Origin of the sequence: Streptomyces sp. NPDC048523 (genome assembly GCF_043199815.1) — a bacterium.
GTDB lineage: Bacteria > Actinomycetota > Actinomycetes > Streptomycetales > Streptomycetaceae > Streptomyces.
This window is the reverse complement of sequence record NZ_JBICWQ010000012.1, coordinates 153,721-178,329: the sequence shown is the minus strand read 5'-3', so window position 1 is coordinate 178,329 and position 24,609 is coordinate 153,721. Positions and strand designations below refer to the sequence as shown.

Genomic DNA, 24,609 nt, shown 5'->3' with positions numbered 1-24,609 from the left:
GCGTAACCGGGGGACTCCCCCGCGACCAGCGCGGCAGGGTTCGCCTCCTGCGACGCCCCGCCAGGGATGCTCGTGGCCGCCGTGATCCATGCCAGAGCGCCGACCGCGGCCGCGCCCAGCGCGCGCAGCGCAATCCGCCTGCGCCGCGGCTTAACGGACATTCTGCTGTATTGCTTCATTGCATCCCCAAGTTCGTCGTTGAAGGCCGGACGTTCGTCACCGGTCTCGATTTTTCGAGTGCCCAGGAATGCTTTATCGGCATCGCTCTGCCGGGTGCGTTCCAACTCCCCCGGGAAGAGATTCCCTTACGCCCCAAAGCCAGAAGCCCCCGCCCCGGTGATCACCATCCTCTTCATCATGCAAACACGAAGCCACCCCCAGGTCGAGCGCAAAAAACCACGCATACTGTGGCAATCCCCACGCTCCAGTCATGACCTCCGTCACACTTCATAAAGGTTGCACGAAGGCTTGTGAAGCTCCTGTAAAGAAGCTTCTGATGATCTATCAAGGTCCTTGCTGAAAGCACGCGTTGAAGAAGATGGCTACTTAATTGACCTCCCTGCGAGGACAGTTGATATGGTCCGGAGCTACAAGTACTCCCGACCGCACACCACTTCGCGTCCGTCGGCATTCCACCTTTTGGGCACACCGGAAACCGCCCTGCCGGTGCGATCCGGCACGTCCTGTCGCCAACTCACACGAGGACAACTCTCCGATGCAGACAATCTTCTGGAGCCGTCGACGCGTGCTCGGCGCGCTCGCCGCCTCCGCCGCCGTGGCCTCCGCACCCTTGACGCTCCTCCCCACGGCCGCCGCCGCTGCAGAAGGCGCGGCATCCGAACCGGTGCCGCTGCCGGACACCGAGCGCGCCAAGGTCGTCAGGGCGTGGCTGACCGGTGGCAAGGGCGTCAAGGCCGCCGCCGCCGCGGCCCTTTACGGGTCGGACGCCGACGTCCAGACCTTCCTCGCCGAGACGCTGCCGAGGCAGACCGTGGAGGACAACCGCGTCGCGATCGTCCGCAGCCTGGACCGTGCGGGCAAGGGCCTGCGAAGAGAGGCCGTCGCTGCTCTCGAGAGCGGCGACGCCGCGATCGCCGAGTTCCTGAAGAACGGCTTCAAACCGGCCATCCTCGAAGATCTCCGGGTCGCCACCACCACTGTGTCGACCACCGGCGACAGGGCGGTGGTGCGCAGCGCCAACACCGCTCTCGACGCCGCCACCGCACCGGCTCTCACCGCCTTCCTCACCGACAAGCAGTACGACGCACGTCTGGAGGACACCCGGGTCCAGGTCAGCGCCATGCTGGTGAACGGTGGCCCGGAAGTGCAGAAGTACGCGAGCCGTGCGCTCGAGGGGACCGCGGCCGATGTGGAGTGGTTCATGGAGACCGGGCAGCACATCGCGCGCGCCCGTGACCAGGAGTCGGCGACCATCGAGGAGCTGGTGGCCCTCGTCGAGCGGGAGGGCAAGCGCGCTCAGAAGGAGACCAACCTTGCCGTGGAGGCCTCGGCACGCGCCGAGACCGCCGCGGGGAAGGCCAAGGAGGCCGCCCAGAAGGCCGCCGCCGAGGCGTCCGCAGCCCAGAACGACGTGCAGAAGTCGGCGGCAGCGGCCCGGAAGGCTGCGAACGCGGCGAAGGGCGCGGCGGACGCCGCACGCAACGCCATCAACGCCTCCAATGCAGCGGTGAACGCATCACGCCGTGCCTCCTGGGCGGCCACCGGTGCCGCTCAGGCCGCCTCGAACGCGGGCAGCGCCGCGTCCCGTGCCTACCGGGCTGCGATAGCCGCCTCCAAGGACGCGAGCAAGACGCAGGAGGCCAAGGACGCCGCGGTCGCCGCCAAGAACGCCGCGGCCAAGGCCCGTAGTGCCGCCGCAGCTGCCGACAAGGCCGCCATCGCCGGCGATGCGGCCGCGTCCGCCGGCACGGCCGCCGCCTCCGCCGCACGCAATTCGGCCGCCGCCGCCACGGCCGCCGCCCAGGCCGCCGCCTCCGCAGGTGTCGCCCAGGCGGAGGCCGCCGAGGCCAAGCGCCAGGCCGCCATCGCCACCAGTGCAGCCAACCGTGCCACCAACGCTGCCTCCGCCGCCCAGGCGCTGGCCAGCGCCGCCGCCGCCGCGGCCCGCACCGCCCGCGACGCCGCCAATTCCGCCGCCGCCCACGCCGACAAGGCGGCAGCCGCCGCCGAGGAGGCCGTGAAGTACGCGGGCCAGGCCATTGACTACGCCAACAAGTCGACCGCGCACGCCGACGAGGCCGTGAAGGCCGCCAACGTCGCCACCAAGGCCGTCGCCGACGCCATCGAGGTGGAGAAGAACGCCCGCGCCGCCGAGGCCCAGACGCTGGAGCAGGACAAGCAGAAGGCGATCGAGGAAGCGCAGCTGCTCGCCTCCGCCGAGGCGAGCGATCTGTCCGACGTCCGCGACAAGCGCCTTCTCGCGGAGCGCACCGCCCAGGAGATCAAGGACCTCACCACCAGAGCTGAACAGGCCCTGTACTCCGGCGACATGGCACTCGCCGCGACCCTGGGGCGCAAGGCCGCGATCGGCCTGATCGAGTCCCGGGGCGCCTGGACCCGGCAGGCCGCCCAGCACGCCCTGGCAGGCTCCGACGACGACGTCTTCGCCTGGATCGACCTCGATCGGGCCCTCGCCCAGGGCCAGGACGACCGCGAGACCACCCTCCATGTGGCGACGATCGCCGCGCCGAAGATCGCCGAGGCCGCCCAGCTCGCTCTGGAGAGTTCCAGCTCCAAGGCCATCGGTGACTTCCTCACCATCGGCATCAAGAAAGCCTCCGACGAGGAGCTGCGCGTCGCGATCGGCAAGATCCTCAACGATGGCGCGGGCAGGGCCGTCACCAACGCCGCCAACAAGGCACTCGACGAGAACACCACCGAATCCCTCAACTACTTCTTCGACCACGACTACCCGCTGGCACAGGAGGAGGACGACCGGGTCCTCGCCGGAAAGCTCATCACCACCGGTGGCGCGTTCACCAAGGCCTACGCCGAGGTCGCCCTGGAGGGCCCGGCGTGGATGCTCCGCAACTTCATCCTCGTGGTCCAGTTCCGGACGGCCCAGCTCGACCACGACACCGCCACCCATGTCGCCGCGATCCGCGGTGCCATCGCCGCCGCCGCGAAGATCGCTCAGAAGGCGCAGGAGAACGCCGCGCGGGCGACCCAGGCCGCCTATCTGGCCCGTAACAACGCCGCCAAGGCTCAGGAGTGGGCGGACAAGGCGATCGCCTCCTCCAAGGCGGCTGACAACTACGCGGACGAGGCTCGCCGGAACGCGGACGCCGCCGACAAGTCGGCCGCCGACGCCCAGGCTTCCGCCAACACGGCGAAGGCGGCCGCCGCGACCGCCCGCGGCGCGGCCCGCTCGGCCAACTACTCGGCCAACAAGGCGATCGACTCGGCGCGCGCCGCCCTCAAGTCCTCCGCCGCCGCACAGAGTTCGGCCAACGCCGCCCGCGCCTCCATGCTTGAAGCGCAGGCGGACGCGAAGCAGGCCGCCGCCGCGTACTCCGCGGCCAAGCGGATCGCGGCCGAGAAGCACCGGGCCGAAGTGGCCGCCAAGGCCAAGGAAGCCGCAGAGAAGGCCCGGGCGGACCGCGAGGCCAAGCGTGATCCCGCCGCCAACGACCGGAACAACCAGGTCAACCCCAACGGCACCAATGACCCCGCCGACTCCGACGAGTGGTGGAACGACGCCCAGTTCTACGCGGACGCCGCCAACGTGGTCAGCGTCGGCGCCGGCCTCCTGGCCGCCGGCTGCACTCTCGCAGGATTCGTCTTCCCGCCGGCCTTCGCCGCAGCCGGCTTCTTCGCAGGTGTCTCCGTGGGCGCGAGCGCCATCAGCACTGTCTTCACCGGCATCGAGCACGGCTTCACGAGCAGCGATTTCTGGTGGTCCGCCGCAGGCACCGGCCTGAGCCTGGTCACCTACGGCCAGACCAAGTGGCTGGGTGCGCTGAAGCCGGCCAGCACTGCCGTGAAGCCCGTCGTGGGCAAGATCGCGGACGTTGTCGAGGACGGGGTCTCCTCCATCACCAGGGATCTCTTCGATCTGGTCGCCTGACGAGTGAGTCCCTCTCGTACGGCTCTGACGCGGTAGAGCGCAGGCCGCCCACCGCTGCCCCGGGGGGCACTTCATGTCCGGTGCCCCCCTTCCTCCATGCCACCAGGGCAAAGCAACAAGGAAGAGAGACCTGACAAACATGCACGAGAGACGCCCTCGAGGCGCATCCCGAATACGGGCGCGGTCGACCGTACTTGCCGTGCTTACCGCGGTGACGCTGGGACTCACCACGGCGGGTACGGCCACGGCACAGCAGACCGCGGACGAGAAGCCGCGGCACGCGGGGACGGTCGACCGGACGAACCAGACCACTGACACTCCGGCCCCCCTTAACGCCACCAGCGCCTTCCCCAAGCAGTCAGGGGAACACTGTGAGGCCACGAAGGCGGGGACGAAGGAGCGCCGGGCGGGCGCCGTCGAGGCGTGTGTGAGCACCAGTCCCGTCCCGGCCGCGCGAGCCAAGGCGAACCCGCAGAGCGTCGCCGCCACTTCGGCTGCCGTCGGCAGCTGCTCCATCACCAGCCCCGGCAACTACTCCTACGAGCGCTTCAGTTACTGCGTGACCGGGGTGAACGTCCTCTACATCCTGCGCGACAGCAAGGGCGCGGAGCTCGGGCGCGGCACCCTGGAGATCTCCACCAGCGCGTCACTGCCGGCGGCGGGTACGGCGTGGAGCGAGCACGTCACCGTGACGATGACCTCTGCGAGCGGCGAAGTCACCGCCCTCGACGCCAAGTTCCGCGCCTCCTGCGGAACCGGCTGCAGGGCGACGACGACCGCACCCTGGTACGAAAGCGGTGTGGTCCTGGGGAAGACCCTCGCCGGCGACGTCAAGTACTCCTCGGCCCCAGCGGTGGGCTCCGTCGCGGAGTTCCTCACGTCGTACAAGCTGTACGTGACCTCCCCGGGCGCCACGCCCGTCGACCCGAACGCCTCCTGGGACAACCCGCGCAAGATCCGCTGCGACAACGCGGTCGGCGGCACCTCGTCGGCCGGCTGTGTCATCCCTTCGATCATGCCCGTCGTACCGATGAGCGCGGAGGCCTCCGACGCGGGCGGCGCCGTGGCCGCCTACGCGTGGGCGCAGAAAAACCTCAACGGCGCCTGGGGGAAGAAGGGCAGCCCCCTGACCCGGTCGACGAGCGGCGTGGCCGACCGTACCGCCAGTACATGCGGCGGCTTCACGCCTGAGCCGGAGCTCGTCGACAACGACTCCTGCGGTGACTTCCCCTTCGGCGAGGCGAAGGAAGGCGGTGCCGCCGGCGCTCAGTGCGTCAAGGTGATCCCCAACCTCGGCAACGGCGAATGGGACAGCTATGTCCTGAACGACGCCCGTGCCGTGGACCCCGCCTCACCCTGCGTCCAGGCCCATGTCACGCCCGACGAGAAGCAGTTCGCCGCCGCGCAGCTCGCCGACGGCTTCAAGGACCAACGGGTCATCGACGCCGACCAGTTCGAGCTGACGTTCTCGTTGCCGGACACCGGCCCGCACGCCCGCTGCCTGGACACCACGCCGAACGGTTCACTTCCCAGCGGCGCCGGGTGGATCCTGAACACCACCGAACCGGTCCCCCACGTCAACAAGACGACCACCCCGCTGGGCCGGGCCGGAGCCAGGCCGACTCAGGCGCAGGCATGCCTGGACAGGACAGCTCCCGAGGGCACACCCGCACAGGGAGACATCCCGGGCTGGCAGGATGCGGAGATCTTCAGGAACGCGAACTCGCTCACCAACGGGCTGGCCCGCTGTCACCTGATTCCGAACATCACCGGCGGAAGGGGTATCCAGGTCAATCTCGTCCCCTGCTGGCAGTCGGGGATGAACACGGGTACGCCCAGCATGCGAACCTACGAGGCCAAGGCGCAGAAGGTCATCCAGAGCGACGTGTCCGCCTTCGGACCGGACGACGCGATCTTCTACCAGGTGACGCCCGTCTACAACGACGACACCAGCACGATCCCGGTGGGAGTCACGATGAACGCTAATATCGAACGGGCGGACGGGACGATCGAGGAGTTGTTTTCCAACGTCTATGTCACCAACACCCTGAAGAACACCGGGTTGTACAACCTCGGCAACTGATCACAGTCAGTTCGCGCCATCGGGAGCCAGCATGAGTTTCACCACCCCGTCGCGGCCGCTCGACGTGACCGCGCTCTTCCCTCAACTGGCCCCGCTGGCCCGCACGACGACCCGGCTGCATCCCCGCCCCGGGTCGCCCACGCCGTACGAAAGCTCCGTCGGCGGGCCGCTCCTCTGGCCCGCCGACGAGCCGTGGCCCCACTGCGAAGAGCCACACGACAGCGACGCGACAGACGAGATGCACTCTCCGGACGAAATCCGGCTTCTTCGTCGCATCCGTGCGGCAGCGGCCGAGCGCCGACTCCGCGACCCCCAGGCCCCCGCGGTCACGCCCGAGGAGCAGGAGATCGAGCAGCGGCTCCGGACGGGCCACCCGTGGTTCGACGGTCCGATTCCCATGATTCCCGTTGCCCAGCTCTACGCCCGTGACGTGCCCCTCCCGGGCAGCCCTCCCGGAGCCGATCTGCTCCAGGTCCTGTGGTGCCCCTGCGACCACTCGGAGTTCGCCCACCCCCGAACCGCCCTCCGCTGGCGTTCGTCCGCCTCCGTCACCGACGTCCTCGACGCCCCGCCCGAGCCGCCCGTGATCCAGTTCGACTGGTACCTCCCGCAGCCGTGCCTGCTGGCACCCGAGCAGGTCACCGAGTACCCCAGCCCCATGGAGCTGAGCAAGGAACTGCAGCAGCAGTTGGGCGACGTGAGTCGGTGGGAGGCAGCCGGATACGCGTGGGACGTCACCGGCGCGGAAACCCCGCAGGAGTTCTACTTCCGCAACCTGTGCCACGCCCCCGGGTGGAAGACCGGCGGCTGGACCCGCTGGGGCCTCACCGACCCTATGCCGCGCCCCTGCTCCGAGTGCGGCACCGAGACGATCCCGCTCCTCACCGTCGCGAGCAGGGAATGGGACCCCGGCAGCAAGAGCTGGATGCCCGAGGAGGAACGGACGAACCCGACTCCGCTCCCCGTCGGCACCCGGCCCGCGAACGTCACTCTGCTCAACATCGCCGACGCCTACGATCTGCAACTCCACGTCTGCCCGGTGTCCCCCGACCATCCGCACATCGAACTTGTTCAGTGAGCAGGCCCGATGCCCAGGCACCGGGACGGCAGCCTCATATCCTCCAGGCTTCGAGCTCGGCGAGTTCGGCGAGTTCGTCCTCGGTGTGTGGCTCTCAAAAGCCCACCTGTGCCCGGATGCCCCGAACACCTCACTGCTCGCGGGGCTTGAACCCGGTCGCACGCTCTCGCACGCCCGGCCCACCTCCGAACGGTCATATGCAGGCCGGATGCCCTCTAGCCGGAACGCGGCGCGCCATTGAACAACGCGTTCGAGCGCAACGGTTTGGGGCCAGGCCGAGTGGCGCGTCTACCCCGAGTCGGACGGCGGACCATGACCCCGATCTCGCCCAACGGATCATGGTCTCTTCGCGCTCGCCGTGCTGAGACCTCTCGGGCTGCTCGCGACCGGCCTCGCGGCACCGCGTTCCGGCGCGGCCGGTCGTTCCAGTCGTCCATCGGGACCACGACGATCGCCGGCCGGCAGGGCATCCAACAGCCACGTCCCGAACTGTCCACGGGCAAGCCGCTCAAGGTGACCGATCTCCAGATCGTCGGCGGCGCCTCAGCAAGGCGGTCACGATGCCGGCCTCCCATGTGCCGCGAACCCGATCCGTTCGACCTGTGCAAACGCGTCCCCCGGACGGTACGGATTCCCGGTGAACCTTCCCAGAGCGGAACCTGTCCGTCAGACAACGGCCGCTTGGGCGCAACCTTCCGGTGTTCTGACGTGTCCACACAGTGTGCTGACGATACGTAGAACTTGGCGGACAGCGGCAGCCGCCGCTGTCGCGACTGCCGCCCTCGCGGTCGCAACCCCGGCCGCGCACGCCGCCGGACCGACCCTCGTCCTGGACGCCCAGGAGAACTACTACCTCCCCACCGAGGGCGAGGGCCCGAACCTGGACCTCGGCATCACCGCCTCGGGCGGGGACGCCCATGACGTCTCGGTCACGGTCGACGCGTCGTCCCTCGCCGGAAAAGCGACGATGGTGGTCACGGGGGACTGCGTGGGCACCGGCACCCTGAAGGTGAGATGTGACGTGGGCCCGTTGTCGGGCAAGGAGTCGATCGACCCGTTCTTCCTGAAGCCCACCTCGGCCGCCAAGGCGGGCGACACCGGTGCCATCACCTACACCGCCACCGCCTCCGACGCGGCCGCCGTGACCGGGAAGACGGCCGTCCTGGTCGGCGGGCCGAAGCTCGTCAGCCGCCCCTACCCGGCGCTCAAAGACATCGCGCCCGGCGCCGTCTTCGAGCGCACCCCGGCCTTCGCCAACACCGGCGCAGCCCCCGCCGACAAGGGCGTCATGCTGCTGGTGCAGGACTCCGAAGGCGTCTCTCTCGCCCATGACCACTCCAACTGCCACTACTCGGACCGGCCCAGCGTCGGCGCCTGGTGCCGGTTCGACACCCCGGTCGCGCCCGGCGCGGCCTACGAAACCGACGCGCCGCTGCGCTACACCGCTGCCGCGGACACGATGTACGGCTACAACACCTACCTCGCGTGGCCGGTCGGCGGCACCGTGCCCGACTCCTTCGACCCGTCCGACTTCCCCGAGACGGGCACTGGCGCGCCGCTCGGCCTGAAGTCCGTCGCCTCCGGCTCCGGCTTCACCGGCTCCGGCTACGGCACCTTCGCCACCACCCAGCACGCCGACTACCAGGCGCTCGGCGACACGGTCGAGGGCAAGGTCGGCGACACGGTGAACATCACCGTGGGCGTGCGGAACAACGGGCCGGGCCGGATGGGCTTTCGGTGGACGGACGCCGACAACTCCGGCACCTTCGTGGTGACCCCGCCCGCCGGCACCACCATCACCGGCGCCCCCGGCCCCGGCGAGCAGGGCGACCCCGGGCCGCAGTGGAACTGCACACCGCAGAAGGCCGGAGCGAAGAGCTACACCTGCGACATCGGCAGTACGGACTTCAGGCCGGGCGACTTGGTGACCCAGGAGTTCACGGTACGGATCGACCGGGTCGTCCCCGACGCGCAGGGCAGCGTGAAAGCAGTGGAGAACCACGACTACCCCAACCATGACGACGACGCGGCGAACGACACCGCCGTGATCGCGGTGAAGGCCACCGGTTGGGCGACGTCCAGCCCGTCGCCCAGCACCTCCGCGTACCCGTCGGCCACGGCCACCGCGAGCCCGTCCGGCGCCGGGGCGGGAACCGGGACCGTGACGACGGCAGGCGGCGGGCTCGCCGCCACGGGCACGGACGGAGTCCTGCTGCGGGCGGCTACCGCCGTCCTGTTGGTGGCGGGCGGCGCGCTGGTGTTCCTGACGGCACGGAGGTCGCGGCCGCAGGCCGGCCGCTGACGCCACCGCCCCCACCTCCCAAGCTCATGACCACCGACAAGTCCACGTCTGACTTCGAGTTCGCCTCCTGTACCTACGACATCCTCCGGACCGGCCCGCCGGCCTCGTCGACCCGCTACCTCCAGGGCACGACCGGCGACCTGGACTTGAGGGCTCCATGATCCCGCTGTGTCCGCCCACCGACACGCGTTGCCGACCCAGCCCACCTGCCGGTCGTGATCAAGGGTCCGAGTGTTGGCAGATGTTCGTTTCCCGACGCTTCAGCCGCGGCGCCACCGTTCGATGCGCTTCTCCCGGGCCCGATCGTCCGTGGTCTCCAGGAAGCCGCGGTGGTTGATGAGCAGGTACACCTCGTCGGCCGATGCATGGGTGGTGTTGAGGATGAGGGGTTGGCCGGCGTTCAGCCGGCCGCCGAGGAAGCGGCCGTAGAGGTGGGTGAGCGGGTTTCGGCGGCGGTGATGTCCGCGCGGGTGAGGCTGAGATCGCCGTCGTCGGACCAGCCGGTGAGGACGAGCAGGTCGGAATGCAGCATGATGCGGCCGCGGCGCTGGAACAGAGTCCTTTGGCTGATGCCGGCGGCGAGCTTCGTCGCTGCTCGCTTCTCGCTCAACTCATGGGCGGTGGCGCCGATGTAGTCGGCCTCGGCGAGCGGTGTGCCGATGTCGTTGTCGACACCGGAGTGCGTGTTCCGAGCCAGTTGCCGGGTGTGCGGGAAGGGAGGCCAGTCGTCGCCGGGCGTGCCACTTCTGGCGAACGTCGTCCACGCGGCGATCATGCGTCGGGACAGGGGGGCTGCCCCACGTGCCCTCAACCCGAGGTCCCGCGCGGGCCACGGAGGCAGACGGTGCTGCGGCCTGCGCCGCAGCACCACCTCAGGGCGGCCGACGGTCAGCTTCGGCGCCCGGTCCGGCTCCGCTCCGCGTCAGTGGGCTGCCGGCCGGCTTCGTCGACGACGGCGTGCTCCAGCTCGGCGCTGCTGGACAGCAGGGTCCCGGCCTTTCCGTACGAGGCGTCCTTGGTCAGGTAGCTGCGGGAGCCCAGGAAGGCGAAGCTCTTCGCGTCGAAGACCCACTCGGTGCGGATGCCGTAGCGCGTGTCGTCCCGGGCGATGCCGAGACCCTTGCGGCCGATCGCGTCGCGGGCCCCCGGGGCCGGGGTGACGCCGGGGATCTTCGCGGCGGCCCGGTAGAGGGCGGCGGCCGTGCGGGGCGGCATCACCCCGCCGAGCATGGAGCCGATCTGCTCGAACACCGCCTGGTCGCGTTCCCGTCCATCGGCATGCGGGGTCTTGGTGTACAGGTAGGCCAAGAGCTTGTCGGGGTCGGTGGGCAGCGAGCCGAGCCAGCGGTAGGTGGGCCGGCTGATGCCGGCTGGTGTGCCGTTGGTGTCACCGAGGTCGGCGTTGATGGGCATCGTCTCACCGTCCTGACGGATCAGGCCCTGCTTGCGCAGGGGCCCCGGCTCCTGCGCGATCCACTGCTCACGATCCACCAACGGGCCGAGCACGGCCTTCCCACTGGTCAGGTCGGCCCCGCGGGTCTTCTCCCTGGTGTACACGAACTGGTCGTCGCGCACCGTGAGATCGGCGTGGGTCTCCGTGGCGGCGGAGATCCGGTCCAGCAGCGCGGCGGCGGGCTGCATGTCCGTGGCCGCGCGGTGCGACGCGGTCCCGGCGGGCGCCGCGTCACCGCGGCTCAGCGCGATCCCCGCGGTGACCGCGCAGGCCAGGGCCAGAGCGGTGGCGGGCGCCAGGACCGCGGGGCGCAGCAGTCGGCGGGCCGACCGTGTAGAGGCGATCTGGTCGTGGTCGATGTGGCGCATCAAAAGGTCCTTGTGACGAAGCTGCTGCTCGAGCGGAAGGTCCCAGTCGGCCGGGGTCGGCAGCAGGCGGGCGATCACCTCGCGGTCGCCGTGCGACTCCGGGGAAGCGCCGGTGGTGTGGTCGTTCATGTGAGCTCCTCCCGTACGGGCAGGGCCGCGATCGCGGCCGCACTTGTCATCTCTCCGCGAGCGGTGGGTTGTTCCAGGTCTTCTTCCGCCAGGTGCGCGAGTTTCTTGCGGGCACGCGAAAGGCGGGAGCGTACGGTTCCGACGGCGATGCCCAGCGCTTCGGCCGTCTGCTGGTTGTCCAGACCGGCCCAGACACACAGGGCCAGTACCTCCCGCTCCTGACGCCGCAGCCGTCCCAGCGCGGCCTGCACGGCACGCAGGTACCGTGCGTCATCGATACGCCCGATGGTCCTGGGCGCGAAGTCCTCCTCCACACGCGGCTGCGGCTGACGGGCCAGGAACAACTGCCGTCTGCGGACTCCCCGGCGAGCGTTGTCCGCCTTGTGGGTGGCGATACCCAGCAGCCAGGGCAGCAGGGAACCACCGTCCTCGTGTACTCGGGCGCGGGTCCGCCACGCGGTCAGGAACGTTTCGGACATGATCTCTTCGGCCGTCGACCAGTCGCCCGTCAAGCGCAGCCCATGGTTGTAGACGGCACGGGCGAACTGCTCGTACAGCAGGGCGAACGCCTCGCGCTCCCCCTCGCGCACACGGCGGCGCACATCGTTTTCTGAGTCCCTCACGACCACTTCTCTCCGCGACACGGCAGGAGTTCCTGTGGCCTGTGTCACCTACTGATGCGACCACAACGCCGTCCACAGGCCGGTACTCCCGGCCGCCCCAAGGTCACCCGGATCTTTGCCACGCAAGATCACTGAGGGTGTGGCATGACCGACTGTCAGTCGATCTCAAAGGACATCGACAACACCCGACGTCTGCATGCCGAAATCACACCACTACAGTTCTCGATCACCTGCCCCAGCAAGCGCGCCAGTCGAACTCGGCGCTCTCGCGGGCAGTCGACTTATTCCCTGGGGGGACAATCTTGAGACGCAACACCTTCCTGGCGGCTGCCACAGCGACCGCGCTCTCCGCCTCCCTGTTCACGGGCCTTTCCCCGGCCCACGCGGACGGCGCAGCCGGCGGTCCCGTCCTGTCCGACGCCGACGGCTGGTACCAGCCGGGCAAGCTCTTCGTGACGGCCCACTCCGACAGTCCGATCACTCGGATCACGGCCCACCTCTATCCGTTGGACGCGCCGGACGGGGCACCGGAAGCCGGATCGACCGAGGACTTCACCCAGTACGCGGGGCAGGATGCGCGTTCCGGAACGTGGCGGGCGCCCGTCCACCTGGACCAGCTCGGCGACTACCGCGTTACCGTCGACCTGCAGGACGCCTCCGGCGCCACCGTCACCGGTGCCCTCTCGCCCCACACCCTGCAGTACCGGACCATCGTCACCATCTCCGACCTGACCGCCACCCCGAGTGCGCCGGACTACCTCCACCAGAGCGTCTCCGTCAGCGGCACCGTCGAAGTCGCCGATCCACGCCGCCCCGACACACCCGCTGCAGCCGAGGACATCCCCGTGGCCGTCAACACCGGGCGCAGCCAGGTGAGCGCGACCGCCACTGCGGGCGGCCGCTTCACCACCGCCTTTGTACCCACCGAGCCGTCGTTCCAGTTGTCCGCCGCGGCTCGGGCCTCCGCCACCTATCCTGGGGCGATCGACCTGCTGACGGCCCCGCAGGACCTGCACACCACTCAGGCGCCGGTCCGCTTCTCGGCCAGCACCCACGCCCTGAATCTGAAGCAGGGCGCCACCGGAACCATCACCGGCCACGCCGAGATCCAGACCGCCTCCGGCTGGCAGCCGCTGCCGCACACGGACGTCACCCTCCAGGGCCTCGACGCCCACGGGAACGTCGTGGCCGGCGAGACCACCACCGACAGCCAGGGCGCCTACACGCTGCACGTCACCTCGGAGAACCCCGCGCCGAGCGCCGAACTGGTCGTCGGCACCGCCTACATGCCATTCCAGCAGGTCGCCACCCAGCCCTTCAGCCTGCATGTCGCATACACCACCCACCTCGGCGTGAGCTCCTCCCTCAACGACGACGCGTCCCTGCATGTCTCCGGGTACGTCTACTACGAAGATCCGCGCGCGAAGTGGCCCGCCAAACCCACTGTCACCCTGCAGTACTCCAAGGACGGAAAGAGCGGCTGGCGGGACACCACCACCATCCCCGTCCCCGTCCGCTACAACAAACCGCTCTTCGACGAGACCTTCGCGCGTTCCCTCACCACGCGGAACACCGACGCCTACTGGCGCGCCCGCTTCAACGGCAACCCCGACCTGGGCACCAGCACCACCAAGCCCGTCCATCTCTACCGCTACGCCACCCGCATCACCGGCTTCCGAGCCCATCCCGACCCGGTCCGCAAGTCACAACCGATCAGTTTCGGCGGCACCCTCCAGTACAAGAAGGGCACCACCTGGAAGCCGCTCAGCGGCGCCTCCCCCACTCTCTACTTCAAACCCCGCGGCTCCACCACTTACCACTACGTCTGCGAACTGGACAGTGACAAACATGGCCACCTCATCGGCATGGTGACCGCCGAAAAGGACGGCACCTGGGCTATCGCCCTCAACCGCGAGACCGGAGACCACTACCTCAGAAGCGCCCGGGTCACCGACTACGTCGACGTCCGATGAACCCCCACCAAGTGGCCGTAGGGCGGCTGGACTTCGCGGTGCTGGTGATGCCAAGGCGGCTGCGAGCGGCTCAGTCGCGGACCGGGGCTGTGCAAAGTCAGCAGCGGCCAGGCCGGCGAAGTCGTCGCCGTGTCACGTGTGCGAGGGGTGTGGGGGCGAGGCGCTGGCTTCCCTGTTGGCGTCTCGCGGAGGGTGAGCATGCTGCGTCGGCTACAGAGAGGGCAGTGGGCCGACGGGGTCGTCGATGCCGAGGACTTTTTCGACGTCCAGGCGCAGGCGGATGCGGCCGGCGCCTTCACCGTTGGCCGCAAGGTCACCCTCCAGTTCGTCGTCGAGACGGTCCAGAGCGGTCTCGGCTTCGTCGGCCAGGTCGCGGGTGAGGAGCCGGCGGGTGGTGGTGTCGCGGCGCTGGTAGCCGGCCATCGGGACTCGTCCTTCGGTGTGGGCTGACCGGTGCTCGACTCCGCAATCCCGCGTCCTGCGTTCACTGCGCGCGACCAAACGTCGGGCTGCCTGCGTGCGCCATGCAGGCCTTCCCCTCGTGGTCGGCGGCCACGCAGTCGCGCAGGGCACGTGGAGGTCCGTGGTGTCCCCGATGACGTCGGCGGAGTGTCCGGTGAGATCGCGGCTGAAGATCATGATGCTGCGTGCGAGCTGGTAGTGGCTGCCGCCCTCGACATGGATGACGCTTCCGTGAGGATGCTCAACCTTCGCTGCGAGAGGTCGACTCTTATGGCACACGACCTGCGGGCGGGTGCCCCAGAGGAGGAGTGGCCATCGGGGGCCTGCCTTCCTTGGACGGTGCGTGCCTGTCCGGGTCAACGCCGATGCTGCACGACGTAGGCGTAGGCGAACCCGTCGCCTGCGCGTGGCGCCCCCGTCCAGGTGCGGGTGGAGAAGGTGGGGAGCCTGCCTCGGGTCAGCGCGAAGCCGGCGTGCGTGTCCAGCTCCATGACTTCGCCATGAGCGCCTTCCTGGGCGCCGGTCTGGATGGCCGTGATGAGGGCGTGTACCTCAACCGGGCTCGCGCCCGCGGCATCGAGAAGCTCAGTCACACGCTGCTCGGCGTTCGCGGCCGTCTCGGCACCGCCGGCCGTACCCTGGCCCCTGGCTGCGTCCGCGCCGGCTGCGTTCAACTCGGTCCTCGGCGGTGAGGTGAACGCCGTGGAGAAACTGAGTCAAGTGCCCGCACGAGCAGTGGAGAAACCAGGGAAATCGACCGTGTGTTCTCGCATTGGCCGGGCACGAGGAGCGACGGAGGTTGATAACTATGGTTCCCCTGCTTCTCGTTCTTCTGCTGGCACTGATCCTCTTCGGCGCGGGCTTCGCGCTGAAGGCACTGTGGTGGATCGCCGTCATCGTCCTGGTCGTCTGGCTGCTCGGCTTCGTCATGCGCTCCGCGGACACAGGCGGCCGCAAGGGACGCTGGTATCGCTGGTAACCCCCCGCGCAGCAACATGCCTGTGGCTCCGGATGCATCCGGAGCCACAGGCATGTCCCGGATCGGGACATCCCACCGCGCAAACGGTGTAACGACCACCTTCCCGGGAACCGGGCCTCATAGCCGGGGCCCGGTGAAGCAGTGGAACCTGCGCCTCCAAACACCGGACCCCGGCCCCGAATCGGCCTGATCGCCGACCACTTCCTGGTGCGATCTTGCGCTGTCCGCTCTCAGGGTTCACCAGCCCTGGCCGAACTTGTGGTCCGGGTGCTCGGACCCCATGGCCGAGGTCGCGGTCGGGGAGACCATCAGGTTGTGTCGGCGGAGTTGCAGAAGCGGCACCTCACACGGCAGTAGTCCCTTCAGTGGCCCGCCTGGCTGTTCCTTTTGGGTCGGTGGGCCGGCCTGTTGCTGAGGCCACCGACCGGTGGGTTCGGATTCGGTGGCCTGCGGTTGTCGGTGAGGGTGTTTCAGGTTTCGGGATGGGCCAGGCGGCCGAGCAGGGCTACCGCGTCGTCGAGGGGCACCGGTTGGAAGAACCGTGCGTCGGCGCGCTCAACGGCGGCAACCGCGCGTGGGGCCAGCTCGGCGCCGGTGTCGGTGACGCGCAGTCGTTTGGCGCGGGTGTCGGCCGGGTCGACTTCACGCTCGATGAGTCCTTTGCGCTCCAGGACGCCCAGGACCTGGGAGGTCATCTTGACGTCGGTGCCGGCTTGGCGGGCGAGGGCCAGCTGGTTGGGATGCTCGCCCTGGGTGTTGAGCCACCAGGTGCAGGCGAGCAGTACGAACTGGACGTGGGTGAGATCGAGCGGGGCCAGGGCTGTGGCGATGTCGCGCTGCCAGCGCAATGTGGCGTGCCACAGCAGGAATCCGGGATTGTCGCCGGGGCTGAGGGGCATCAGCCCAGAGCCAGTGCGGCCAGCGAGGCCATGGTCTCGGGCCAGTCGGCGGTGATGCCCGGGCCGATCTGCGGGCCGGCCTCGTCTGCGCCGGTGCCGGTGATCTCCATCCGGTACACCACGCGGATCCGGTTCTGGTCGATCCGGTCGATCCGGTGTGTGGTGCGCAGCAGGAGGCCGTTGAAGCGGGCCTCGTCGACGAAGAGTTCGTCCTCGACCGCCTCGGAGATGCGCAGCAGTACCGGGTCGTCCCCGGGCGGCGTCATCGTGATCTGCGTGCCCGCCGCGAACGGGCCATCCATCTCGATCTTCTCGATCTCGGCGTTCCAGGTGCCCCAGTCCTCAACGTCGGCCCAGAGCCGCCAGATCGCCTCGGGGGTGGCGCTGGTCTCGATGCTGTGCTCGTACTCCCACATGAGTGGTCTCCTCCACCAGATGATCTGTCCATAGATTATCTGCGCGAAGACTATCTGTAAATGGTGCACGGCCCCCTCCCGCAGTGCCGCGATGGTGAAGGCGGGCCGGGTGCAGGCTGGTGCTCGGCGGCGTGGGTAGGTTGGTGGCCACCGACCCAGGTCGGCGCCGCCGGTGTCACTGATCCGACGGCGCCCGTACGTCGGAGAGCAGCCGGATGAGTCCGATACATCAGCTCACCAGGCGGGCTCCCGCGACCCTTCAACGAATCCCGGGAGCCCGCTCTCACGTCCTGCCTGTGCGCTTTGGGGACAGGGCCCTCCGGCCGCTACTGCGACATGGGCGCCTCACCGGAGACGGTCACGCCGGCCCGGCGGAAGTCCTCCAGAGTCGTCGCTGTGGTCTCCGGGGCGACGCCGACGGAGTAGTCCAGGAGCACGCGGGCGCGGAATCCGGCCTTGACGGCATCCAACGCGGTCGCGCGCACGCAGTGGTCGGTGGCGATGCCCACCACGTCGACCTCTTCCACCTCCCGCGAGCGCAGCCAGTCCGCCAGGGGTGTGCCATGTTCGTCGGCGCCCTCGAAACCGCTCTTGGAAGCACTGTGGGCTCCCTTGAAGAAGACGGCGTCCACCTTGCCGCCCGAGACCGTGGGGGCGAAGTTCGGGTGGAACTCGCCGCCCTCGCCTCCGGCCACGCAGTGGACGGGAAAGCTGTCCTTGAAGTCGGGATTTTCGGAGAAGTGGCGCCCCGGATCGATGTGGTGGTCCCGGGTGGCCACGACGTACTGATAGTCGGACCCGGCGCTGCGTGCCACCAGATCGGCGACAGCGGTCGCGATCCGCGCGCCGCCCCTGACCGGGACACTGCCTCCCTCGCAGAAGTCGTTCTGCACATCCACGACGATCAACCCTCGGCCCATGACACACACCTTTCAACGAAACGAATGAACAGGACAAACGACCATCGGCGAACAGCTTCAGTGCCTCGAGTTCGGCAGCGTCGCGGTCAGTCGCCGGCGCAGCTTGGTGGCCACCCACTCCCCCACGTACCGGCACTGCGCATCTGGTACCGGCGGCATCCACTCGGCCCGGTCCTGGACGGACTCTTGACGGTTCGTACGGGCCGTCACCGCGACCAGCGACGCCACGGCGCCCTGATCGTTGGCGTAGGCATCACGCGGGGCGCGGGCAAGCGGCAAAGTGCCAGGGAGCGACAGCCATCGCACGACGCACACCCCGACCCACCCGCTCCCCTGCACGACACACTGCGCCGCACACACCCGCCCAGCCGGCTCACCCCACCAGACCCCGGCCAGATGGGTCATGCAGCGGAAGCCACCTGGGGCTTGACGCATTTCGGCGCGGGCCGAGTGAACACCCTGCCCTCCGCCCGCTTGTGGGGGAGCCGTTTTCTCACCGCACGGCCGTGCCTCCTCTGCCGAAGCCGCAAACCCGCCCTGCTCCGTGAGGTCCAGGGCGGGTGCGGCATGAACCTTGACGGGTGCTGGATGAACGACGGCGGCGCCGGCTTACGCGCGGTGGAGTTTCCAGTCGCCGACGTTCTGGGCCCGGTTGTAGTAGGCGCTCGTGCACACGTCGTACAGGCCGCCGCCGGGTCCGCCTCCGTTCGTCTCCAGGAAGCCGCCGTTGTCGCCGTAGGTGTTCCACAGGTGGATCACGTCGCCGGGCCGGACATGCTGGTCACCGGGGCTGGACGCCTGGGCGAACAGGCGCCAGCGGCCGGTACCGGGGGCACGGTCCTGGTCCTTGGATGTCAGGACGTTGTACTTGGCGCCGCTGTTCTTCTGGTCGGCGGTCGCGTGCCCGTTGGTGTCGAGGTAGCCGCCGTCACCGCCGTAGAGGCTGCGCAGGTGGACCAGGTCACCGCTGACCACGTTGGCACCGACGGCTTTGCCAGTGGCGGAGAGGATCTGCCAGGTTCCGGTGCCCTCTGCCCGCGTGGGCGAATCCGCTGTCGACACCGCGTACTTCGCCCCTCCGTCGCTGCTGTGGCCGTTGGTGTCCAGGTAACCGCCCGCCCAGCCGTTGTAGCCATTCTGCAGGTGGATCTGATCGCCGAACTTCAGTTCGTTCGCCATGCTTCTCCCCTGGTCGACGGAAGGCATGCGGACGGCACCCGCCCCGATGGGCCAGGTCATCCCCCGCATCCATCCGAGTGTCACTTGCCTGCGGCAGGTGTCGACCTGCTGCGCGTGCCAAACCGCCCGGGAGAGGGGCACTGGAAGCGTGACTGCGGTTCACAAGCACCAGGGCGCACGGCGCGGCCTCTCAGACGAGCCTGCTGTCCGTGTCACAGGCGTGGCCGTCCGGGCCGTGCGGGTGAGTGACGTCCCCAGGCCTGGAAGTACACCCTGAGCGCCAACCCGATCACGGCGCTGTACCAGCAGATTCCCTGACGTTCTTCAGTGGTGCCGTTCCAGGGTGAGCACGGCTTTGGCCGTTGACGTCATGCGGTTTGGGCTGCAATGAGTGTGACGGAAGATCCGCCACGACTTGAGGCGGGCAACGCCGCCCCCGACCGGGCGCGGGCTCGGGCCAACGCCCAGTTCACGGCCTGCCGGGTGGGTGAGGCCGCAGTGCGGTGGCGATCCTTGAAGCTCAATGGGCCGTAGCTCGCGGACCGGTGAGTGTTCTCCCTCTTCACATCCGAGGGCCGGCGAGCGCGAGTTGACCCTCCCCTTACGTCAGGCTTGAGGCTGTGTACCGACGAAAGGGCAGGTGGATGAGCTACTCCGTGGGGCAGGTCTCGGCCTTCGCCGGGGTGACAGTGCGGACACTGCATCACTACGACAAGGCGGGGCTGCTCTCGCCCAGTGACCGCAGCCACGCCGGATACCGGCTCTACAGTGAGGCTGACCTTGTCCGTCTCCAGCAGATCCTCTTCTACCGTGAGCTCGGGTTCCCTCTCGACGAGATCGCCGCGATCTTCAAGGATCCGCAGGTGAACCCTTTGGAGCGGCTCCTGGCCCGGCAGCGGCAGTTGAGTGAGGAGATCGCAAGGCTGCAGCGGCTGGCCGAGGTGGCGGAACGGGCGATAGAGGTCCAGAAGACCGGGGTGTCTCTGACTCCTCAGGAACGCTTCGAGGTCTTCGGTGAGATCACCTTCGACCTGAGCTATGCCACCGAGGCAGAACTGAAGTGGGCGCACTCGGAGGGACAGCGCGAGGCGATGGCGCGCGCGGCTGCTCACACCAAAGAGGATTGGCGCCGGCTCATGGGCGAGGCTGCCGCCTGGCGCGCGGAGTTGCTCGCGGCCTTCGACGAGGGGGAGTTGAGCAACGGCGAGCGGGCCATGGACCTCGCCCAGGAGCACCGCTTGCACATCTCACGATGGTTCACCTCCTGCCCGCCCGACATGCACAGGCGCATCGCGGACGACTTCGTCGCCGACCCGCGCGCGTTCGCTCTGGTCATACCACCGTCGCAGCAACGCCCGGGCCTGGCCGCCTATACGCGCAAGGCGGTTCATGCCAACGCGGCCCGCCACGCAGGTGGCCGTACCGATTCCGAGGAGGACCAATGAGGATCCTGATCGCCGCGGCCGGATCGCGCGGTGATGTCGCGCCCTACACGGGGCTGGGCGCCGAACTGTGCCGGGCCGGATACGACGTCGCCCTCGCCACCACGGACACCTTCGCACCCCTCGTACGCGACGCGGGGCTGGAATTTCGCAGTCTCCCCGCCGACACACGGGCGCGTGGCGGCGTCACAGGCAAACGTGAACTCATGCGAACCGCTGCCGCGTTCATCACCGAACTGGGTCAGGGCTTCGCCGACGTGATGGACGACGGCACCGACTTGCTGCTGCTGTCGACCACCACGGCTCCGCTCGGCTGGCACCTCGCCGAGGCCACGGGCACACCGAGCCTCGGCGTGTACCTCCAACCCACCGCACCGACCGGCGACTTCCCGCCCGTCGTCACCGGCTCGCGCTCACTGGGCCGTCTCGCCAACCGAGCAACCGGACGCTTCGCACTGCGGATGGCCGACCGCGTCTACGAACAGGCCGTCGCAAAACTGCGCCACCGCCTCCAGTTGCCCCCGGCCTCACCTTCCGAGATGCGCCGACGACAGGAACAGGCGAACTGGCCCGTCTTGCACGGCTTCAGCACAGCCCTGGTGCCCCGTCCCTCCGACTGGCGCTCCGGCCTGGAGGTCGTGGGCAACTGGTGGCCCCATCACGATGCCGCCGCACGGCTGCCTGCCGATCTGGAGGACTTCCTGCGTGCCGGACCCCGGCCCGTCCTCATCGGCTTCGGGAGCATGGCGTCCGGCGACGGGGAACGGCTGGGCGAGATCGCTGTGCGAGCCCTGCGCCGCACCGGGCTGCGCGGCATCCTCCAAGCCGGCAGTGCCGCGCTCGCCGCCGACGGGGACGACGTGCTCACCATCGGGGACGTACCGCACGCCTTGCTGTTTCCACGGCTGGCTGCGGTGGTCCACCATGGCGGGGCCGGCACCTCGGCCGCCGCGTTGCGCGCTGGAGTGCCCGCGGTCACCGTACCGGTGACCGCGGACCAGCCGTTCTGGGCGGGGCGACTTGCCGCCATCGGCGCCGCCGCCGACCCGATCCCGTTCCGATCCCTCACCGCCGAACGGCTTGCCGGCTCACTTCACCAAGTAGTGAAGAAGCAGGCACACAGTCGAGCCGCAGCAAAGGCGGCGCAATATCTGGGGACCGAGAACGGAACGGGTCAGGCGCTCAAGACCATCCAGCAGTTGACCGATGGATGACACCAATCCGTTGCTCGACCTCGTCACTGCGCTTCTTCAGTCTGGGCACCGATCGAGTGACGGCTGAGGACGCGTAACAGGTGAGGCCTCCGGGCTGTTGATGGAGATGTCTGACGTCTCAACCAAGCAGCCCTGGAAGCTTCGTTGGTCCTCTGTCCTGCCGCACTCGACGTGCCGCATGCGCTCGTGGAGTGGGGCTCCATGCTCATCGTCACCCGCGAGGGAGACAGGCGCTGCACGGGATCGGCCATCACCCCACATCCAACCGCCACCACCCACCCCGGCCAACCTATGCGGTCACAGCACTGGCGCAACGCCCCAGCGTCGACCACTGCATCCTGCTACTCGGTGTAACGGACCGCCCTCTTCACATCGAGTTCCACTCCGGCCCGCATCGCGCCCTGCTCTTTCGCGTGCTCGGTGACCGCGGCCTGTACGTCGCGGGCGAGGTCGCGCCATGCCTGCCACGCGGTCTCGTAAGCGGGCGGGTCGCCTTGGCCACGCAGGGCCTGCACGGTGGCGTGCGCCTCGTCGGCGGCGCGTTGCTTGTCCAGGAGTTCTTCGAAGGTGTGTGTCACGTAGGGACTTTACGCCGTGCAGCACTGAGCCTCTCGCTGCGACCCGTACAGCAAGGGTCCGGGCTCTTTGACCAGCCGTGGATGGGGCAGCCGTGGCCTGACCGCCGCCGTGGTCAGGCCACGGCAGTGCCAGAGGCCGATTCGGTCATGTGGCAAAGCTGTCCCCGAGCTCACCGTTGTTCGAGTGCGAGACCCGAGCCGTTGACGGCATAGCAACGTGAGGTGTCTGGCAGAAACATCACGCTCATCGCCATCGGCTTCATCGGCACGCTGGTCGCCGCCTGCATCGGCTGCTACAAGTACCGCGAACGCAGCTACTTCCTGCTGCTACGCACAGCCGACGCCATCGACAAAGAGGCCAACCCCTTCACTCTCGGAGCGGCCCGTAGAAGGACTACGGCCCGGACCAGGAGCAGGAGGCCCTGAGGCCGTTCTCCCAGCGGGTGAAGACCGTCGCAACGAGCAGCGGCGCTACCAGCAGCAGCTGGACCCAGCCCTCCGACCAGGCCGCCCCCGGCCAACCGCTGACGGTCTGGACGCAGCCCGCGCGCCCGAACGCGTGCCGCCGATCTGCTCGCTGCACGCTCCTCACAGCACCGAGGGCCTGAGACTTACCAGATGCCTGGCAGCGTCACAGAGGACTGAGGCCCATGGCCAGCTTGCGTCCAGACAGCGTGCTTCGCCCCGCAGGGATCTTCCGCACCGCCCCGTTCCCGGGCGAGACGGCATCCTCACTGCTCAGCCGTCTCGCCCACCGGCACAGCCTGGGAGAAAAGCTCTGCGTCGTGCCGGCAGTGGCGCAACTACCCACCCCGGCAGGAGAACGGGGGCACGCGAGCCAACGCCGACATGCTGCCGAACGCGGCGGGACGGCGACTCTGTCCCGAATCCCAGAGGCGGGTGACATCGAAGGGTGATTTCGGCGGTGGGCCCGACGCGCCCGAGAAAGGCGTCGGCCTCTGCCGCTCACTGCGAGGAGGCCGAACTCCGGTAGCGGGGACAGGATTTGAACCTGCGACCTCTGGGTTACAAGCCCAGCGAGCTACTGAGCTGCTCCACCCCGCGTCGGTTGGCTCACCGTACAAGGCGTTCCGGGCCAAGTGCGGCCGCAGCAAGGCCAGTCGATGCTTCGGGGCTCGTTGAGCACGCCCCCAGAAAGCCCGAAGTCGCCGCGCCTCGCGATGCCCGGAAAGCGAGCGAGAGGTTCGTCGACGACATCCCCGCTTCGATCGCCGTTGTCGCCCCGGGCCCAATCTGTGGCAAGTCCGCGTCACTCGTGAGAGTTGGGCGCTCTTGCGCTGCTGAACACGCAGCACCGGACTCGCGTACTCTCACATGCCTGCCGCATGGCCGGGCGTAGCTGCCGGCGGAATCGGGGAGGGGACGGTGCCGAGGTGATAACGGATACGGACTGGGGCGACCGAGGGCTGTGCAAGAGCGTCGACCCGGAAGAACTGTTCGTCGAGGGAGCGGCGCAAAACCGGGCGAAGGCCGTGTGTACCGGCTGCCCCGTGCGCACCGAATGCCTGGCCTACGCCCTGGACCAGCGCATCGAGCACGGCATCTGGGGCGGCATGACCGAACGCGAGCGGCGGGCGCTCCTTCGCCGCCGACCGACCGTGACGTCGTGGTGGCGCCTCCTGCACACCGCCCGCGTGGAACATGAGCAGCAGACCGATGCCGCCGTCCCGGTCGAGGACGGCATCCGGGTATTGCACGAGGCGTGCTGACCGCACAGGCGAGCTTCATCACACCAGATCAGAGCCTTGTGGAATGGCCGATACGCGGACAGCTCCAGCAGGGTCGGAGGAATGTTCGGCAAGATCCGCCGTCACCTCCTCCGTCGCTTCTGCTCTAGGCCGTGTTGCGAAAGTGGATCAAGGGGCTCGTTCGGTGTCTGGTACGGGTCGTGTGATGCTGGCGCAATGACTGATCAACGCGAGGTTGTCATCGTCCACTGGCCAGGTCAGGGCCCTTCCGTGGATCGGTTGGCCGAGTTGCTGGCGGCCTACCATCTGCGGACGGAGGCAGAGAAGGGCGAGGCCGTTGTCGATGTGGACGGGTTGCCGGACCGCTACCGGGCAGAAATCTTGGACCCGCGGGCCGCGTTCGCCGACGATGTCGTGCTGATGGCTCTGAGCGGCGACACAGCCGTGGGCTGCCTGGTGGTGACCGCCCCCGTCGGCGGCCGGTCAGAGATCAAGAGGCTCTGGACAGACCCGGCATTCCGGAGTCGGGGCATCGCGTCCGGCCTGGTCGGCGCCGCGCTTGCGCATTCCGCGGAGAGCGGCGTCAGCACGGTACGGCTGTCGGTATGGAAGTGGCGGGCAGGTGCCATCGCCCTGTACGAGCGGCTCGGTTTCACCGTCGCCCAATCGTGGGAGGAACGGGATCAACTGGTGTGCATGGAGCGTGCCGTGTGAG

At 68.7% G+C, this 24,609-nt stretch carries 23 protein-coding genes, 1 tRNA gene and 4 pseudogenes; 13 read left to right on the top strand and 15 right to left on the bottom strand.

Annotated features, from left to right (window positions below; all coding sequences use genetic code 11):
- Positions 1-284, bottom strand: a pseudogene (locus ACGFWE_RS39555) (hypothetical protein); the annotation flags it as partial.
- A gap of 431 nt (positions 285-715) precedes the next feature.
- On the opposite strand from ACGFWE_RS39555, the gene ACGFWE_RS39550 reads away from it, so the two are divergent.
- From ACGFWE_RS39550 to ACGFWE_RS39530, 5 genes are all read left to right on the top strand, one after another.
- Entirely contained in the window at positions 716-4,087 is a 3,372-nt protein-coding gene (locus tag ACGFWE_RS39550) for an ALF repeat-containing protein (protein ID WP_352391464.1), read from the top strand.
- 199 nt (positions 4,088-4,286) lie between these two features.
- Positions 4,287-6,170: a DNA/RNA non-specific endonuclease gene (locus ACGFWE_RS39545; RefSeq protein WP_393605091.1), complete on the top strand. Its 1,884-nt coding sequence runs from the start codon at positions 4,287-4,289 to the stop codon at positions 6,168-6,170.
- Between the two features lie 31 nt (positions 6,171-6,201).
- A complete protein-coding gene (locus tag ACGFWE_RS39540; protein WP_393605089.1) occupies positions 6,202-7,248 on the top strand; it encodes a hypothetical protein in 1,047 nt (348 codons plus the stop codon).
- A 721-nt stretch (positions 7,249-7,969) separates the two neighbouring features.
- Complete coding sequence (locus tag ACGFWE_RS39535; protein WP_393605087.1) at positions 7,970-9,550, top strand: hypothetical protein; 1,581 nt, start codon at positions 7,970-7,972, stop codon at positions 9,548-9,550.
- Between the two features lie 26 nt (positions 9,551-9,576).
- Positions 9,577-9,711 carry a hypothetical protein gene (locus tag ACGFWE_RS39530; protein ID WP_393605085.1) on the top strand — a complete coding sequence of 45 codons (135 nt, stop codon included), beginning with the start codon at positions 9,577-9,579 and terminating at the stop codon, positions 9,709-9,711.
- Between the two features lie 239 nt (positions 9,712-9,950).
- On the opposite strand, the gene ACGFWE_RS39525 is transcribed toward ACGFWE_RS39530, so the two are convergent.
- From ACGFWE_RS39525 to ACGFWE_RS39515, 3 genes are all read right to left on the bottom strand, one after another.
- Positions 9,951-10,325, bottom strand: coding sequence for a hypothetical protein (locus ACGFWE_RS39525; RefSeq protein WP_393605083.1), 375 nt, complete (start codon positions 10,323-10,325; stop codon positions 9,951-9,953).
- Between the two features lie 113 nt (positions 10,326-10,438).
- Positions 10,439-11,500 carry a CU044_5270 family protein gene (locus ACGFWE_RS39520; protein WP_393605081.1) on the bottom strand — a complete coding sequence of 354 codons (1,062 nt, stop codon included), beginning with the start codon at positions 11,498-11,500 and terminating at the stop codon, positions 10,439-10,441.
- A complete protein-coding gene (locus tag ACGFWE_RS39515) occupies positions 11,497-12,102 on the bottom strand; it encodes an RNA polymerase sigma factor (RefSeq protein ID WP_352391542.1) in 606 nt (201 codons plus the stop codon). Before ACGFWE_RS39515 ends, ACGFWE_RS39520 begins: the two co-directional genes overlap by 4 nt.
- Positions 12,103-12,425: 323 nt before the next feature.
- On the opposite strand from ACGFWE_RS39515, the gene ACGFWE_RS39510 reads away from it, so the two are divergent.
- On the top strand, positions 12,426-14,096 hold the full coding sequence (locus ACGFWE_RS39510; protein WP_393605079.1) for a hypothetical protein: 1,671 nt from the start codon (positions 12,426-12,428) through the stop codon (positions 14,094-14,096).
- Positions 14,097-14,306: 210 nt separating this feature from the next.
- Here ACGFWE_RS39510 and ACGFWE_RS39505 read toward each other — a convergent pair whose 3' ends face one another.
- The 3 genes and pseudogenes from ACGFWE_RS39505 to ACGFWE_RS39495 form a co-directional block, all read right to left on the bottom strand.
- Positions 14,307-14,519 carry a hypothetical protein gene (locus ACGFWE_RS39505; RefSeq protein ID WP_352391547.1) on the bottom strand — a complete coding sequence of 71 codons (213 nt, stop codon included), beginning with the start codon at positions 14,517-14,519 and terminating at the stop codon, positions 14,307-14,309.
- Positions 14,520-14,642: 123 nt separating this feature from the next.
- Positions 14,643-14,792 (bottom strand): annotated as a pseudogene (locus tag ACGFWE_RS39500) (peptidase E); the annotation flags it as partial.
- A gap of 122 nt (positions 14,793-14,914) precedes the next feature.
- Positions 14,915-15,151, bottom strand: coding sequence for a hypothetical protein (locus ACGFWE_RS39495; protein WP_352391456.1), 237 nt, complete (start codon positions 15,149-15,151; stop codon positions 14,915-14,917).
- Positions 15,152-15,366: 215 nt separating this feature from the next.
- Between ACGFWE_RS39495 and ACGFWE_RS39490 the strand changes: the two genes are divergently transcribed.
- The gene (locus ACGFWE_RS39490) at positions 15,367-15,537 is read left to right on the top strand and encodes a DUF5670 family protein (protein ID WP_030933194.1); all 171 of its coding nucleotides are present in this window, start codon (positions 15,367-15,369) and stop codon (positions 15,535-15,537) included.
- A 470-nt stretch (positions 15,538-16,007) separates the two neighbouring features.
- Here the strand turns inward: ACGFWE_RS39490 and ACGFWE_RS39485 are convergent, their stop codons facing one another.
- The 5 genes and pseudogenes from ACGFWE_RS39485 to ACGFWE_RS39465 all read right to left on the bottom strand — a co-directional run.
- The gene (locus ACGFWE_RS39485; RefSeq protein WP_393605077.1) at positions 16,008-16,436 is read right to left on the bottom strand and encodes a MarR family winged helix-turn-helix transcriptional regulator; all 429 of its coding nucleotides are present in this window, start codon (positions 16,434-16,436) and stop codon (positions 16,008-16,010) included.
- Entirely contained in the window at positions 16,436-16,852 is a 417-nt protein-coding gene (locus ACGFWE_RS39480) for a polyketide cyclase (RefSeq protein ID WP_393605075.1), read from the bottom strand. The genes ACGFWE_RS39485 and ACGFWE_RS39480 overlap by 1 nt, the downstream gene beginning before the upstream one ends.
- A 326-nt stretch (positions 16,853-17,178) precedes the next feature.
- On the bottom strand, positions 17,179-17,772 hold the full coding sequence (locus ACGFWE_RS39475) for an isochorismatase family protein (RefSeq protein ID WP_393605073.1): 594 nt from the start codon (positions 17,770-17,772) through the stop codon (positions 17,179-17,181).
- A 609-nt stretch (positions 17,773-18,381) separates the two neighbouring features.
- Entirely contained in the window at positions 18,382-18,951 is a 570-nt protein-coding gene (locus ACGFWE_RS39470) for a hypothetical protein (protein WP_393605071.1), read from the bottom strand.
- Between the two features lie 324 nt (positions 18,952-19,275).
- Positions 19,276-19,421: pseudogene (locus tag ACGFWE_RS39465) on the bottom strand (IS5/IS1182 family transposase); the annotation flags it as partial.
- 174 nt (positions 19,422-19,595) lie between these two features.
- Between ACGFWE_RS39465 and ACGFWE_RS39460 the strand changes: the two are divergent.
- The 3 genes and pseudogenes from ACGFWE_RS39460 to ACGFWE_RS39450 form a co-directional block, all read left to right on the top strand.
- The gene (locus ACGFWE_RS39460) at positions 19,596-20,396 is read left to right on the top strand and encodes a MerR family transcriptional regulator (RefSeq protein WP_393605069.1); all 801 of its coding nucleotides are present in this window, start codon (positions 19,596-19,598) and stop codon (positions 20,394-20,396) included.
- Positions 20,393-21,607 (top strand): glycosyltransferase, encoded by a 1,215-nt coding sequence (locus ACGFWE_RS39455; protein WP_393605067.1) that lies wholly within the window; start codon positions 20,393-20,395, stop codon positions 21,605-21,607. The genes ACGFWE_RS39460 and ACGFWE_RS39455 overlap by 4 nt, the downstream gene beginning before the upstream one ends.
- A gap of 144 nt (positions 21,608-21,751) precedes the next feature.
- Positions 21,752-21,844, top strand: a pseudogene (locus ACGFWE_RS39450) (IS5/IS1182 family transposase); the annotation flags it as partial.
- Positions 21,845-21,948: 104 nt separating this feature from the next.
- Here ACGFWE_RS39450 and ACGFWE_RS39445 read toward each other — a convergent pair.
- Positions 21,949-22,185 (bottom strand): hypothetical protein, encoded by a 237-nt coding sequence (locus ACGFWE_RS39445; protein WP_352391449.1) that lies wholly within the window; start codon positions 22,183-22,185, stop codon positions 21,949-21,951.
- A 222-nt stretch (positions 22,186-22,407) separates the two neighbouring features.
- Here ACGFWE_RS39445 and ACGFWE_RS39440 point away from each other — a divergent pair, with 222 nt between their 5' ends.
- Entirely contained in the window at positions 22,408-22,611 is a 204-nt protein-coding gene (locus ACGFWE_RS39440) for a hypothetical protein (RefSeq protein ID WP_393605065.1), read from the top strand.
- Here the strand turns inward: ACGFWE_RS39440 and ACGFWE_RS39435 are convergent.
- Positions 22,580-22,768: a hypothetical protein gene (locus ACGFWE_RS39435; RefSeq protein ID WP_352391448.1), complete on the bottom strand. Its 189-nt coding sequence runs from the start codon at positions 22,766-22,768 to the stop codon at positions 22,580-22,582. The two genes, ACGFWE_RS39440 and ACGFWE_RS39435, sit on opposite strands and share 32 nt — an antisense overlap.
- 408 nt (positions 22,769-23,176) lie before the next feature.
- Positions 23,177-23,250, bottom strand: a tRNA-Thr gene (locus ACGFWE_RS39430).
- Between the two features lie 281 nt (positions 23,251-23,531).
- On the opposite strand from ACGFWE_RS39430, the gene ACGFWE_RS39425 reads away from it, so the two are divergent.
- A complete protein-coding gene (locus ACGFWE_RS39425; protein WP_352391447.1) occupies positions 23,532-23,915 on the top strand; it encodes a WhiB family transcriptional regulator in 384 nt (127 codons plus the stop codon).
- Positions 23,916-24,110: 195 nt separating this feature from the next.
- Positions 24,111-24,608, top strand: coding sequence for a GNAT family N-acetyltransferase (locus tag ACGFWE_RS39420; protein WP_352391446.1), 498 nt, complete (start codon positions 24,111-24,113; stop codon positions 24,606-24,608).
- The last annotated feature ends 1 nt before the right edge of the window (position 24,609 follow it).

Bases quoted from the DNA above. Each gene is read 5' to 3' on its own strand.
- ACGFWE_RS39485 (WP_393605077.1), bottom strand. From the start codon at position 16,436: ATGCCCCTCAGCCCCGGCGACAATCCCGGATTCCTGCTGTGGCACGCC.
- ACGFWE_RS39480 (WP_393605075.1), bottom strand. From the start codon at position 16,852: ATGTGGGAGTACGAGCACAGCATCGAGACCAGCGCCACCCCCGAGGCG.
- ACGFWE_RS39455 (WP_393605067.1), top strand. From the start codon at position 20,393: ATGAGGATCCTGATCGCCGCGGCCGGATCGCGCGGTGATGTCGCGCCC.
- ACGFWE_RS39425 (WP_352391447.1), top strand. From the start codon at position 23,532: ATGGCCGGGCGTAGCTGCCGGCGGAATCGGGGAGGGGACGGTGCCGAG.
- ACGFWE_RS39550 (WP_352391464.1), top strand. From the start codon at position 716: ATGCAGACAATCTTCTGGAGCCGTCGACGCGTGCTCGGCGCGCTCGCC.
- ACGFWE_RS39540 (WP_393605089.1), top strand. From the start codon at position 6,202: ATGAGTTTCACCACCCCGTCGCGGCCGCTCGACGTGACCGCGCTCTTC.
- ACGFWE_RS39520 (WP_393605081.1), bottom strand. From the start codon at position 11,500: ATGAACGACCACACCACCGGCGCTTCCCCGGAGTCGCACGGCGACCGC.
- ACGFWE_RS39460 (WP_393605069.1), top strand. From the start codon at position 19,596: ATGAGCTACTCCGTGGGGCAGGTCTCGGCCTTCGCCGGGGTGACAGTG.
- ACGFWE_RS39420 (WP_352391446.1), top strand. From the start codon at position 24,111: ATGACTGATCAACGCGAGGTTGTCATCGTCCACTGGCCAGGTCAGGGC.
- ACGFWE_RS39505 (WP_352391547.1), bottom strand. From the start codon at position 14,519: ATGGCCGGCTACCAGCGCCGCGACACCACCACCCGCCGGCTCCTCACC.
- ACGFWE_RS39530 (WP_393605085.1), top strand. From the start codon at position 9,577: ATGACCACCGACAAGTCCACGTCTGACTTCGAGTTCGCCTCCTGTACC.
- ACGFWE_RS39475 (WP_393605073.1), bottom strand. From the start codon at position 17,772: ATGGGCCGAGGGTTGATCGTCGTGGATGTGCAGAACGACTTCTGCGAG.
- ACGFWE_RS39490 (WP_030933194.1), top strand. From the start codon at position 15,367: ATGGTTCCCCTGCTTCTCGTTCTTCTGCTGGCACTGATCCTCTTCGGC.
- ACGFWE_RS39525 (WP_393605083.1), bottom strand. From the start codon at position 10,325: ATGATCGCCGCGTGGACGACGTTCGCCAGAAGTGGCACGCCCGGCGAC.
- ACGFWE_RS39470 (WP_393605071.1), bottom strand. From the start codon at position 18,951: ATGGCGAACGAACTGAAGTTCGGCGATCAGATCCACCTGCAGAATGGC.